We start from the raw sequence: 12,698 nt of genomic DNA, 5'->3' as shown, positions 1-12,698 counted from the left end.
CTGAGCATCCATCCTGATCCGGGTTTTCCTGCTGCACGCCGGGCACGCGACTTGCGCTTCGGCCGCATCGGTTCGCCGGGCCAATGCCCCGATTACTCAGGAGACAACCATGTCGAAATTCAGCCTTGGTGCCGCCGCACCTGCCGGTCGTGAAATGCATTTCTCGCGCCGCGACTTGCTCGGACTGCTCGCCGCAAGCTCGGTGTCCGGCCTTGCGTTCGCGGACGACTTCCCGTCCAAGCCGATCCGGATCATGATCGGCGCGACACCGGGCGGATCGATCGACTATGGCGCCCGCCTGGTGGCGCCGACGCTCGGCACTCTGCTGGGCACAACAGTGCTGGTCGAGAACAAGCCTGGAGCCGCTGGCGTCATCTGCACGGAATACGTCGCCAAGTCGCCCGCGGACGGCTACACGCTGCTCCTGGGTACGCCGAGCCCCATCATCGTCGCGCCGCAGGCCATGCCGAAGATCAACTTCAACCCGCTGACGGATCTGAAGGCAATCAACACCATATCCAGCTCGCCGCTGGCGATCGCGGTCAACCCAAAACTCGAGGTGAAGAGCCTGAAAGACCTCGTGGCCCTGTCGAAGACGCGGCCGATCAAGATGGGCTTGCCCCTGGTCGGCAGCGTGTCCCACCTGGTGGTGGAAATGGTCGCCAAGGAGACGGGCTGCAACTTTCTCAACGTGCCGTACAAGGGTGCCGTACCTGCGATGACGGACACGATCGCGGGCCACATCGACGCCACCGTGGGTGACGTGGGCGTGTTCCTGCAGATGCATCAGGAGGGCCGGGTGCGCATCGCGTTGGTCACGTCCGAGAAGCGCCTTGCTGCACTGCCGGACGTGCCGACCGCCAACGAACAGGCCCCGGGGCTGGTCGTGACCAATTGGCTGGGTGTCTTCGCGCCCGCGAACACACCGGCCCCTGTGATCCAGAAGATCAACGCAGCGCTCGTCAAGGCGGTGGGGGGCAGCGATGTGAAGGCGGGCTTCCAGAAGGCCTCCGCGATGGCCTCCGCCATGCCCAGCCCGGAGTTGTTCGAAAAGTTCGTGGCGGCGGAGTACCTGCGGTACGGCCGGCTGCTGCGCGAGCGGAACATCGTCATCGAGTAAAGCGTCGAAGGCGCACGCCGGCAAGGCTGGCGGCGCCCGCACTCGCCGTGTCGTGCCCACGCAGTTGGCAGAAGCGTCGCCGCGGCAGACACATGTACGCAGACACGACATGGCGCCGGCCGGTTTTCAATGATTTCGGCGCTGCAGCGACGGGCACATGTCTTGCACCCCACCGTGAATCCCAACCGCATCTCATCAAGGACCCGACACATGCAACCCACCTCCACTTCCGATTCCGCCCGCGTCTACAAGAACGTTCCCCAACTGGCCAAAATCCGCGAGGAGGTGCTGCTGGGCGATGTGTGGAAGCAGCCGGAACTGGCCTACCGCGATCGCATCCTGGTGACGCTCGGCGTGCTGGCGGCCGGCGGCAAGGTCGACGAACTCAAGGTATGGATGCGCCGCGGCGTCGAAGCCGGCATCACGCTCGACGAACTGCGCGGCCTGGTCGTGCAGGTGACCTTCTACGCCGGCTGGCCCGCGGGCCTGGCCGCCGGCAAGGGCGCGCTGGACCTGTTCGAAGCCGACCCGAAGTAAGCGCGGAGCACGCCCCCATGCAAATCGGCTACATCGGCCTCGGTGCCATGGGCAGCGCGCTGGCCGGCAGGTTGCTGCCCGCGCACAAGCTCGTGCTGTGGGACCTCAACGGCGCGTCGGTCGCCGCTTTCGAGAAACGCGGCGCATCGGCCGCGCCCAGCGCGGCGGAACTCGCGCGCCAGTGCGAGGTGGTGCTGCTGTGCCTGCCGCGCAGCGCCGACGTGCGCCAACTGGTGTTCGGGCTTGGCGGACTGGCCGAGGGCCTCGCGCCCGGCAAGCTCGTGATCGACCAGACCAGTGGCGTTCCCGGCGAAACGCGCGAGATCGCGCAGCGCCTGGCCGAGCGCGGCGTGGACATGATCGATGCCCCGGTGTCCGGCGGCGTCGCCGGTGCGGCGGGCGGCACCATCAGCATCATGGCGTCCGGGCCGGACGCCATTTACGAGAAGGCGCTGCCCGTCCTCATCGCCATCAGCCCCAACGTGTTTCGCTGCGGCACGCGCGTGGGCGACGGCCAGGCGATGAAGCTCGTGAACAACGTGCTGAGCGCGGGCTGCCGGCTGGCGACCCTGGAAGTGGTGGCGATGGGCCGCAAGATGGGCCTGTCGCTGGCCGCGATCACGGACGTCGTCAACAAGGGGTCGGGCCGCAACCGCACGTCGAAGCTCATGCTGCAGAACATGGTGGACGGCAAGGCCTCGGCCTCCAGCTTCGCGATGTCGCTGATGCTCAAGGACATGAACCAGGCCATCGCGCTGGGCATGGATGCCGGCGCCCCCACGCCGGTCACGAGCGCCGTGCGGGCGCTGCTGCAGATCGGCGTGAGCCAGCTGGGCGCCAAGGCGCAGCTCGAGGAAGTGCTGGGCCTCATCGAATCGATGGCGGCCACTCGCATCGCCGACGATGCGGGGGGCGCCGCAACCCAGCCGGCCTCTTCCGGCGATGCCAGGGACTTGCGCGTGGGCTACGTGGGCCTGGGCTCCATGGGCGGCGCGCTCGCGCGGCGCCTGATGCTCTCGCGCACGATGCGCGTGTACGACGCGCAACCGGGGGTTGCGCAAGGCTTTGCCGCGGAAGGCGCTCAGGCCGCCGACGACCTGCCCTCCCTCGCGCGCGACTGCGACGTGATCTTCGTCTGCGTGCCGACCTCGGCGATCGTGCGCGAGGTCGTGTTCGGCAAGGGCGGCCTCGCCGAAGGCCTGGCGCCCGGCAAGATCGTCGTGGACCAGACCACGGGCGATCCGACTGTCACGCGCGAGATCGCCGCTGGGTTGGACAAGATGGGCGTGTCGCTGGTGGATGCGCCGGTCTCCGGCGGCCCGCGCGGCGCGGTGGCCGGCACGATCGCCATCATCGCCGGTGGCCCGGCCGAGGCGTATGCCAAGGTGCGTCCCATCCTGGAAAGCATCAGCCCGAACACCGTGTATTGCGGCCCCGTCGGCAACGGCCACGTGGCCAAGTTGATCCAGAACACGGTCGCGTCCTGCAACCGCGTGCTTACCTACGAGGCGGCGGCGCTGGGCGTCAAGTACGGCCTGAAGCTGGCGGACATGGCGACCGTCATCAACAAGAGCACGGGCTGGAGCGGCGCCTCCGAGCGCATCCTGCCTACGCTGTCCGAAGGCAAGACCACAGCCGACTTCCAGTTGGCGCTGATGGCCAAGGACCTGAAGCTCGCGGGCCGCATGGCGGCGGACTGCGGCGCGCCGATGCTCATCGCGAGCGAGGTGCGCGCGCTGTTCGAGGCCGGTGCCAACCAGTTCGGCGGCACCGCCAATCTCGATGAGATGCGGCGCATCTACGAGGCCATGGCCGGCGTGAGCTTCGCGGGAGCATGAACATGAACTTGAAACTGACTTATGCCGGCCCTGCCGGACCGGAAGAGAAGCACGTGCGAAAGACACCCATGAATAGACTCCTGCGGGCCGCGCTCGCCCTGGCCGGCGCGGCCTGCGTCGCCACTGCCGCGATGGCGCAGGCCAGCTTCCCTTCGCGCCCGCTCAAGCTCATCGTGCCCTTCCCTGCCGGCGGCTCCAGCGACATCCTGGGCCGCGCCTTCGCCGAGAAGATACAGGCCGACCTCGGCCAACCCGTCGTCGTCGACAACCGATCGGGCGGCAACACCGTCATCGGCACCCAGGCGGCGGCCGGCGCCAAGCCGGACGGCTACACGATCCTTCAGTTGACCCCCAATGCCGTGATCGTGGGCAGCCTGCAGGCCAACCTGCCCTATGCCCTGGAGCGCGATTTCACGCCCGTGATCGGCGTGGGCGCGGTGCCGCTGCTGCTGGCCGTGCCGGCGAGCTCGAACATCCGGTCCCTTGCGGACCTGGCGGCCACGGCGAAGGCCTCGCCCGGCGGTGCCAGCTATGCCTCGGGCGGCATCGGTTCGCTCGGCCACCTTGCGCCTGCGCGCTTCATCCGCGACCTCGGCATCACCGGCACCCACGTGCCCTACCGCGGCGTCGGGCCGGCCATCCAGGACGTGGCCGCGGGCCGCATCCACTTCATGTTCGTCTCCAGCCTGGAAGGCATGCAGATGGCCAAGTCCGGCATGATCCGCGTGCTGGGCGTCACCTCCGAGCGGCGCCTGCCGAGCCTGCCCGAGGTGCCGACCATGGCCGAACTGGGCATCGCGGACTTCAAGCCGGCGGTGTGGTACGGCTTCATGGTCCCAGCGAACACCCCGCCCGACGTCACTGACCGGCTGGCCAAGGCCTTCGCCAAGGCCTCCGACGACCCGGCGATGCGCGAGCGCCTCGGCGGGCTTGGACTGATGGTCGAAGTCCGCAGCGCGGCGGCCTTCGGCAAGTACATCCGCGAGGAGACGGTGCGCTGGAACCGCGTCGTCAAGGACAACAACATCAAGACGGAATGAGGCCGTGAACACAACCGACCTCAAGCCTTCCAGCGCCCGGCTGGCGGAAGTGAACCCGCAGGCCATCGCGCGCTACAATGAGATGCGCGCGATGGTCATGCCCGCACCGGGCGTCGACGCGGCCACCTGCGAAACCGTGCTCGCCATGCAGCTGGCCTTGCGCGGCCACGAGCTGCCGTTCAAGGTCCATGCGATGCGGGCGATGGCCCAGTCGATGTCCCTCGCCCAACTGGAAGCCCTCCTGCTGGCGGGGGTGGGGGTCTCGCTGCTGGCCTGCGAAGCGGCGCGTGCGCTGGACTGGCTCCGCGAAGCGCACGCGGAGGTCGTGCGCTCCTCCGTGTGACGTTGCGCAGGTCGCTTGCCCGCAAGTCAAGCTGCCGCCGCTTTTTGCCTCATGTCCTCCTGGACCATCCGCAGATGAATCCTGAGGCGGTGCAGGTCGACCTCGAACGGGCGCGCTACCTTTAACGATTGCACTGCGAATTCGATGTCGGCCATGCGTGCCTGGTGTTCGGCGAGCAGGGATGGATCGCCGCTTTGATCGATCGCGCGCGCCAGGTTTCCCAGCGCTCGGTGAAGCTCATCGATACGGCGCACATGGAGCCACCTGTAGAAACGAGGTGCGAACCCGATGACCGGGACCAGCACGGCAAGAAACGGAAGCACGAAGAAAACGATCCGGTTGAGCAGCGAAGAGAGCCAGTAGGAGGTGTAGCGCTGCCAGAGCGTCGGACCCGAGCGGTAGAACGCTTCTGCCGTGGGCGACAACGGCAAGTCGCCCGGCTGCTCCGCGGGAAACTCGCCGAGCCGATTGAAAGGACCGGACCGCCAATGAAGCTCGCGCATCGCTTGCAGGAGCAGGTACTGCAAGGCGGGGTGAAGGTCCTTTCGGACCAGCACCCTGTTGCGGATCGCAAGAAGGTCGAAGTCCGAAGCGGGAATGTCACGGCTCAAGCTGATGATTCCTCGCCACAGCACGACGTGCTTCAGGCCGGGGATGGTCTTGGAGAGAGCTTCTGCCTGCGACACGTTCATCAATCGGACGCCAGGGGCATCGAACGCTCGCTGCAGAAGAGGGTCGCCCAGTTGCATGGGAAGCATGGCGGCGTCGATCTTGCCCGTGATCAGTGCTTCGACGGACTCGGCATAGTCCAGATCGACCAGGCGCGTCGAGGCATCGAATCCGCCAGTGGCCTCCAGGACCTGCAGCATGAGCGGCCGCAAGGTGGTTGTCGGCATCCCGGCGGACAGGCGCTTGCCGCGCAGTTGAGCGAATTGCTGGATGGGCTCTTCGCTCCTGTAGAAGATGAAGATCGGCGAATCGGAAATCCCGCCCAGCGAAAAAAGGGTTTGCACATCTTGCGGCACCGTGAAGCCGAAGGTCGTGATGGCCGCTTGCACACCCGAGGCGGGATCGCGCAATGCATCGAAATGCTCCACCCCGCCGGCGAAGTTGCGCACGTCCAGCGCGACACCATTGCGTGCAAGGGTCCGTGCGTACTGCCTCGCAAAATCATCGTAGGAGGTTCGTGCAATGCCCGCTGCCATCGAGAAGCGATGCGGGGGCAGTGGATCCACAAACTTGAATGCGGCATATGAAGCGCCAAGAACAAGCGCCACCCAGAGGATCACGACCACAGGCGGTTTCCACGAGCTGTGCCAGGTCTTCACAGCCTCGACTCTTTTGGCGAACGCCTGTGCCAGCCGGGTCCGAAGCGGATTTGTTCTCGAGCGCATAGACCCTCGATGGCTACATTAGCAAGCCGTGGCCGCAGCCCTCACTCAACCGGCGGGCCTGCGCCAATGCTCACCACGATCTGGAAGCACTGTACAAGACCGGCAGGGGTTCACGTTACCAAGCCGCGTCGAGGATGTCGCGCACGTCCGCCGCGCCCTGCACGCGCCGCGGGCTGCGGCTGATGAAAAAGTCCGACATCGCCGCGGTCGTGATGGCATCGAGGTCATCCTGGGCCAATCCGAGCTCGCGCAGGCGATGCGGGATGGGCAGCGGTGCCAGCAGCGATGCGAGCACGTCGGCCGCGGCCTCCGCCTGCGCCTGGCCCAGGCTGTCGGCGATGCGCGCGCTGGTCGCCTGCGTCGCCGGCGCATTGAAGCGCATCGTGTGCGGCAGCACGATCGCGTTGACGATGCCGTTGGACACATGGGCGCGGTGCCCGATGGCATGCGCAAGCACCGAGGCCAGCCCGCCGCCGGCCTGCTCGGTGCCGCGGCCGCACAGCACCGCGGCCGTGACGAGGTATTCGCGCGCCGGAATGTCCTCGGGCGCCATGCGGCCCAGGTGGCGCGACACGAGCCGCAGCGCATGCATCAGCATCGCCTCCGAGAACGGATCGCAATGGGGCGACTCCAGCGCCTCCACCGCCGTCGACAGCGTGTTGAGGGTGGCGCCCAGCACCAGGTCCGCCGGCGCCGTGCGCAGGAACTCCGGATGCAGGAACAGCGCCTTCGCGCGCGTCTTGGGATCGAACAGCGCCAGCCGCTGGCCGGTGTCGACATCGTGAACCGCACTGCCCGCCTTCACGAAGGCCGTGCTCGGCGTCGTGGGGATGACGAACTGCGGCAGCTTGGGCGCGTCCAGCCGCGGGCTGTCGAACTGGCCATTGGGCAGGCGCCGCGTGCAGAGCTCCTGCGCCGGGCGCTGCTCGGCCAGCAGGATGGCGGCGGCGCGGGCCGTGACGGCGGCCGAGCCGCCGCCGATGGCGATGACCGCATCGGCCTCCTGCTCGCGCAGCACGCGCGCAGCATCCTCCACCGACGGCACCGGGCTGTTCGGGCGCACCGACTGGCTCTCGCCGACCAGCTTGGGGCCGAGTACGGTGCGCAGCAGGTCCATCGCGGGCGAGGCGCCGACCGAACGGCCGCTCACCACGACGGCGCGCTTGCAGCCGCTGCGCTTGAGCTCCTTGGCGAGCGCGGCAAGGCTGCCCTCGCCGCAATACAGGCGCAGCTCGCTCGCGAGGTGCTGGAAACCGGGTGCGGGACTTGTCATGGCCTCACTTGCGTCCTTCGACGGGCACGCCCGTCCATTGCTCGTACATCTGCACGACGGCCACGCCGTCCTTGTCGCCCAGGCCCTGCGCCCGGGCCATCTGGTAGACCTGCAACGCCGTGTTGGCCATGAACATCGGCATCCCCAGCGACTTGGCGAGCAAGGTCTGCAGTTCGACGTCCTTGAACGTGATGTCCATGCGGATGCCGTCGAATTCGCGTCTCAGGATGCGCGGCGCCGAATACTGGAAGGCCACGCTGTTGCCGGTGGTGCCGCTGATGGTCTCGAACATCTGCTCGGGGTCCAGGCCCGCCTTGGCGCCGAGCGCCAGGGCTTCGATGATCAACACGCGGTTGACCTGGAACAACATGTTGTTGATCAGCTTCATCGCCAGGCCCTGGCCGATGGCGCCGAAGTGCGTGATCTTGGTGGCCATGGACTGCAGCACGGGCCGCACCTTCTCCAGGGCAGCCGCGTCGCCGCCGACGTAGGCGTTGAGCGTCCCTTCCTTCGCGCCCTTCTCCATGCCGGTGACCGGCGAATCGATCAGCTCGACGCCCTTGGCCGCGAGCTTCGGATGAAGACGCCGCAGGGCCATCAGGTCGATGGTGCTCATGCTGATGACCACATCGCCGGACTGGACCGTGTGGATGAAGCCGTCGGGACCTGCGATCACTTCCTCGGCCTGTGCCGTCGTGTCCACCATGCAGATGACGATGCCCGCCTGGCGTGCGGCATCGGCCGGGCCGGTGGCCGCGAGCGCGCCTTGCTCGACGAATCGCTGGATCTTCGTCTTGTCGATGTCGTAGACCACCAGCGGATGGCCCTTCTTCAACAGGTTGTCGGCCATCGGTCCGCCCATCATTCCGAGGCCCACGAAGGCGACGGTTTGCTCTCTTGCTTGCTTGCTCATTGCATCTCCTGATTGCCGGCTAAGGCGTTGTGTTTCACGTCAGGAGCAAGAGTGCAAGCACGATGCCAGCAGGGTTGCGCCCTCTTTGGGGCCGATTTTCTGGCGAGATGACTGCTGCCGCGCCATCAACGTCCGCCGCGCAAACACGTGTCCGCACGCAGGACACGCGGGAGGCCGGAATTCCCGTGGCACAAGGCCGCCGGTGCGGGGCACAGCTCTTGCAATTGTGTGGGCATGAACGCCACCGCAACACCCTCAACGACCCCCTCCATCTTCAGCGAAACACAGCGTCCGAACGAGGAGTGGCTGGCCCGGGCGAAGCCCGAGCCGGCACTCGAGCCCGAGCTGCCCATCGTCGACCCGCACCTGCACTTCTGGCATCACAAGAGCGGCTAYCGCTACTTCGTCGAGGAGTTTGCGCGCGACGCCGCAGAGTCCGGCCACAACATCGAGGCCACGGTCTTCATCGAATGCAATGCGATGTACCGCGCAGGCGGTCCGGAGCACCTCAAGCCCGTCGGCGAAACGGAGTTCGCCGTAGGAATGGCGGCCATGGCGGCCAGCGGCAAGTACACCCAGGCGCGCGGCGGCGCCGGCATCGTCGCCTACGCGGACCTGACGCTGGACGAGGGGCTGGTGCGCGAAACGCTCGAGGCCCACCGGGAGGCCGCCAACGGCCGGTTGCGCGGCATCCGCCAGCGCGCCAAGTGGGATGCGGACCCCATCGTCGCCGGCCCGGTGCGGGCCGGTACGCGCGGCCTGTTCCTGACGCCGGAGTTTCGCCGCGGCATGGCGCTGCTGACGAAGATGGGCTTGTCGTTCGACGCCAGCATCTTCCATCCGCAACTGCCGGAAGTCGTGTCGCTCGCGCAAGCGCATCCGGACGCCAGCATCGTGGTGATCCACACCGCCAGCCCGCTCGGCATCGGCTCGTACGCGGGCAAGGACCCGCAGGTGCACGCCGACTGGCTGGCCGGCATGAAGGAACTCGCGCGATGCCCCAACGTCACCGTCAAGATGGGCGGATTGCTGATGTGCCTAGGCAACTTCGATTTCAGCCAGGCGGACGCGCCGCCCACCTCCGAGCAGCTGGCCGCGCTCTGGCGGCCCTACATCGAGGACTGCATCGAACTCTTCGGCGCCGACCGCTGCATGGTCTCGTCCAACTTCCCCGTCGAGAAAGCCGGCGTCACCTACGGCGCGACCTGGAACATGTTCAAGCGGCTCACCGCCGGCTGCTCGCCCGATGAGAAACGAAAGCTCTTTGCCGGCACCGCCAAGCGGGTCTATCGGCTGGACTGACGACGCATCAACTTCCCTGGAGACAAGACATACCATGACCACCTTATTCCGCCTGACTCGCCGCGCCGCCTTGCTCGGCGTCGCCGCCCTGCTCGCCCTGCCCGCCTGGGCACAGCCCTATCCCTCGCGGCCCATCAAGATCATCGTCGCCTTCGGCGCCGGCGGCACCGCCGATTCGATCGCGCGGCTCTATGGCCAGAAGATGTCCGAGGTGCTGAACACCCCGGTGATCATCGACAACAAGCCCGGCGCCAACCAGATCACGGGCATCCGCGCGTTGATGGCTTCGCCGCCCGATGGCTACACCCTGTACGCAGCCACCGGCAGCTCGCTGGTGCAGAACCCCGCGCTGCGTCCTGGCCTGCCCTATGACCCGCTGAAGGACTTCACACTGGTCGGCATCGCCGTCACTAACCCGGGCGTGATCTTCGTGAGCCCGGCCCTGCCCATCCACAACATCAAGGAACTGGTGGCGTATGACGCCGCGAACCCGGGCAAGCTCAACTACGGCTCGGCGGGCCTGGGCACGGCCGGCCACCTGGCCGCGGAGGCGCTCATGAGCGCGACCGGCCTGAAGATGACGCATGTGCCCTACAAGTCCGATTCCGACGTGATCCGCGAAGTCATGGGCGGCAGCGTGCACGTGGGCATCATGACCACGCTCAACACCGTGCAGGCCGTGAAGGCCGGCCAGATCCGGGCCATCGCAGTGACCAGCGAGAAGCGCCTGCCCTACCTGCCCGACGTCCAGGCCCTGCCGGAAGCGGGCATGAAGAACCTCGGTGCCCTCGATCCCCACACCTTCATCAGCATCGTCGGCCCGGCCGGCATGGCGCCGGACGTGGTGGCGAAACTGAGCGACGCGATCAACAAGACGTCGGCGATGCCGGATGTCGAGAACCGTGTGCGCAATACCCTCAATGCCGAACCGACGGTCGGCACGCCGGCGAGTTTCCGGCAGTTCGTGGATGCGCAGTTGGCGACTTGGCGGGTTATTGGGAAGACGGTGAAGTTGCCGGACTAAGAAGGGGACTTTGAGCGCTGGGCCGTGGACAGGCCCGGTGCCCTCACCCTACCCTCTCCCGGAGGGAGAGGGAACAAGACTGAAGAGTTGCCCTTGGCTGTTGCTTGCGAGCGAGCCTGTATGACCCCCTCTCCCTCCGGGAGAGGGGGGGTGAGGGCACCGGGCCTCCGAACCCGCTACTGTCCAAACACGGCGCGCAAATTGTTGTGAAACCCCTCATACGACAACACCACCGTCCCAGGCTTCTCCTTCGGCGTTTCCTCGATGTTCAGCGTGATGCCCATGGGCACCGCCGTGCGCGCCGCCTCCATGTCGTCCTTGAGCACGGCCATCAGCTTGTCTCCAGTCTCACCGACCACCGCAGCACCTCGCCCTTCGAAGATCCGCAGGTTGAGATACATGAACCCGTAGTTGCCCTTGCCGTCACCGACGGCAAAGTGCGTGGCGGGATAGGTCATCACGCGAGTCCCGCCCTCGGGGAAGACCTGCTGGCCTTTCTCGTCGCGAATGGATAGCAGGGTTTCGAGCAGGCGGAGGCACAGGCCGTTGAAATCGGCTTCGATGTTGGGTGTGTGCTGGATGACGAGATGGGGCATGAATTTTCCTTGGGTTCTTGGTTCAGCGGCTCGCTGGGGAGGCCAGCATGGCGTCGGCGATTTTTTCCGCCGCCATCATGGTCGGAAAGTTGGTATTGGCGCAGGGCACCACCGGGAAGATGGAGGCATCGACCACGCGCAGCGCCTGCACGCCCCTGACACGACCCTGGGGGTCCAGCACGGCCAGCGGGTCGTCCTCCGCGCCCATGCGGCATGAGCAGGAGGCGTGCCACACGCCGATGGCTTCCTTGCGCACGAAAGCCTCCAGCGCTTGGTCGTCGCGCAGGAGCTGCTCCAAGGTGAAGCCGTCGACGACGAAGTTGTCGATCATGTAATGGCGCAACGGCGCGGGCCCGTCCATCAGCGCGGCACCGAGGGTGGTGAGAATGCGGTTCTTCACCGTGATCTGGCTGATGTTGCGCACCCGCTCCGAGAAGGCGCTCGGAAAGGGCTTGTCGGTCACCGCGCGCAGCGCTGCGCTCGCCTGCATGACGGCTGCCTTGCGGAACCCGTCCATCAGCCGCTGGAGGTCGCGCGGGTCCGACAACAGGTTGAAGGCGACGGCGGGCTCGGCCAACGGGTCGGGCGAGGCGAGCCGGACCTGTCCCGCTTCGGAGTAGGTCTTGTTGACGAACAGGAGCATCGAGGCGATGCGCTGGCCGACGGCATGCCAGGCCGACTTGCTCAGCGCGGCGCAGAACATGTCGCCGGCCGGCACGCYGGCCAGGCCGGAGGAATAGCGCAGCGCGACCTGGAAGTGGCGCCGGGTCAGGCCGTTCATGCGCCCGCCGGGAAGGCAGAAGGACGAGAGGCCGATGGACGGATGGTCCATGAGGCCGCGGCCGACACCTTCGCTGGCGGCAAGCACCGCGATCCCCATCTCCCGCAGGTGTTCCACCGGCCCGATGCCCGCGCGCAGCAGGTGCGCGGGCGTGTGGATGGCGCCGCAGGACAGGATGACTTCGTGTCCGCGGAATTCTTGTTCCTGCCCGTCCACCAGTGCTTTCACGCCCACGCAGCGCGTGCCTTCGAACAGCAGCCACGTCACGTGCGTGCCGGTCATGATGGTCAGGTTGGGCCGGCGGCGGACATCGGCGTCCAGATAGCCCATGGCTGCCGAGACGCGGCGTTCGTCCTGGTTGTTGAAGGCGACGGGAAAGTAGCCTTCGACGAACTCGCCGTTCTGGTCGGGGAGGTACGGGTAGCCGGCTTCGCCGCATGCCTCGGCGAAGGCGCGCGACAGGCCCGTCCAATGCTCGCGCGGGACGCGGGTGACCGGGATGCGCCCCTGCTTGCCGTGCAGGGGTCCGTCGCATTC

The 12,698-nt window shown here is 66.9% G+C and carries 12 protein-coding genes; 7 read left to right on the top strand and 5 right to left on the bottom strand.

The features are described 5' to 3' along the window. Nucleotides 1–109: 109 nt before the first annotated feature. The 5 genes from AC1DY5_RS06160 to AC1DY5_RS06140 all read left to right on the top strand — a co-directional run bounded on the left by AC1DY5_RS06160 (nt 110) and on the right by AC1DY5_RS06140 (nt 4,878). Nucleotides 110–1,120, top strand: a complete 1,011-nt coding sequence (locus AC1DY5_RS06160; protein ID WP_478109696.1) for a Bug family tripartite tricarboxylate transporter substrate binding protein — start codon at nt 110–112, stop codon at nt 1,118–1,120. A gap of 210 nt (nt 1,121–1,330) precedes the next feature. Further along, nucleotides 1,331–1,657: a carboxymuconolactone decarboxylase family protein gene (locus AC1DY5_RS06155; RefSeq protein ID WP_478109694.1), complete on the top strand. Its 327-nt coding sequence runs from the start codon at nt 1,331–1,333 to the stop codon at nt 1,655–1,657. A 17-nt stretch (nt 1,658–1,674) separates the two neighbouring features. Continuing rightward, the gene (locus AC1DY5_RS06150; RefSeq protein WP_478109691.1) at nt 1,675–3,495 is read left to right on the top strand and encodes an NAD(P)-dependent oxidoreductase; all 1,821 of its coding nucleotides are present in this window, start codon (nt 1,675–1,677) and stop codon (nt 3,493–3,495) included. Between the two features lie 68 nt (nt 3,496–3,563). Further along, nucleotides 3,564–4,535: a Bug family tripartite tricarboxylate transporter substrate binding protein gene (locus tag AC1DY5_RS06145; RefSeq protein ID WP_478109689.1), complete on the top strand. Its 972-nt coding sequence runs from the start codon at nt 3,564–3,566 to the stop codon at nt 4,533–4,535. Nucleotides 4,536–4,539: 4 nt separating this feature from the next. Continuing rightward, entirely contained in the window at nt 4,540–4,878 is a 339-nt protein-coding gene (locus AC1DY5_RS06140) for a hypothetical protein (protein ID WP_478109687.1), read from the top strand. 26 nt (nt 4,879–4,904) lie between these two features. Here AC1DY5_RS06140 and AC1DY5_RS06135 read toward each other — a convergent pair whose 3' ends face one another. From AC1DY5_RS06135 to AC1DY5_RS06125, 3 genes are all read right to left on the bottom strand, one after another. Further along, nucleotides 4,905–6,206, bottom strand: coding sequence for a TAXI family TRAP transporter solute-binding subunit (locus AC1DY5_RS06135; protein WP_478109685.1), 1,302 nt, complete (start codon nt 6,204–6,206; stop codon nt 4,905–4,907). Between the two features lie 181 nt (nt 6,207–6,387). Next, complete coding sequence (locus AC1DY5_RS06130) at nt 6,388–7,545, bottom strand: iron-containing alcohol dehydrogenase family protein (protein WP_478109683.1); 1,158 nt, start codon at nt 7,543–7,545, stop codon at nt 6,388–6,390. A gap of 4 nt (nt 7,546–7,549) precedes the next feature. Beyond that, complete coding sequence (locus AC1DY5_RS06125; protein WP_478109681.1) at nt 7,550–8,458, bottom strand: NAD(P)-dependent oxidoreductase; 909 nt, start codon at nt 8,456–8,458, stop codon at nt 7,550–7,552. Nucleotides 8,459–8,692: 234 nt separating this feature from the next. Here AC1DY5_RS06125 and AC1DY5_RS06120 point away from each other — a divergent pair, with 234 nt between their 5' ends. After that, complete coding sequence (locus tag AC1DY5_RS06120) at nt 8,693–9,760, top strand: amidohydrolase family protein (RefSeq protein ID WP_478109679.1); 1,068 nt, start codon at nt 8,693–8,695, stop codon at nt 9,758–9,760. A gap of 34 nt (nt 9,761–9,794) precedes the next feature. Further along, complete coding sequence (locus tag AC1DY5_RS06115; protein ID WP_478109677.1) at nt 9,795–10,784, top strand: Bug family tripartite tricarboxylate transporter substrate binding protein; 990 nt, start codon at nt 9,795–9,797, stop codon at nt 10,782–10,784. A gap of 176 nt (nt 10,785–10,960) precedes the next feature. On the opposite strand, the gene AC1DY5_RS06110 is transcribed toward AC1DY5_RS06115, so the two are convergent. Together AC1DY5_RS06110 and AC1DY5_RS06105 are read right to left on the bottom strand one after the other, a co-directional pair. Beyond that, nucleotides 10,961–11,380, bottom strand: a complete 420-nt coding sequence (locus tag AC1DY5_RS06110) for a 5-carboxymethyl-2-hydroxymuconate isomerase (protein WP_478109676.1) — start codon at nt 11,378–11,380, stop codon at nt 10,961–10,963. A 22-nt stretch (nt 11,381–11,402) separates the two neighbouring features. Further along, nucleotides 11,403–12,698: GMC family oxidoreductase (locus tag AC1DY5_RS06105; RefSeq protein WP_478109674.1), on the bottom strand; the 1,296-nt coding region annotated here is incomplete at its 5' end.

The organism is Variovorax sp. P4_D9 (genome assembly GCF_056401695.1).
Note: the sequence above shows the minus strand (reverse complement) of the source record. Positions and strands in the feature narration are given on the sequence as shown.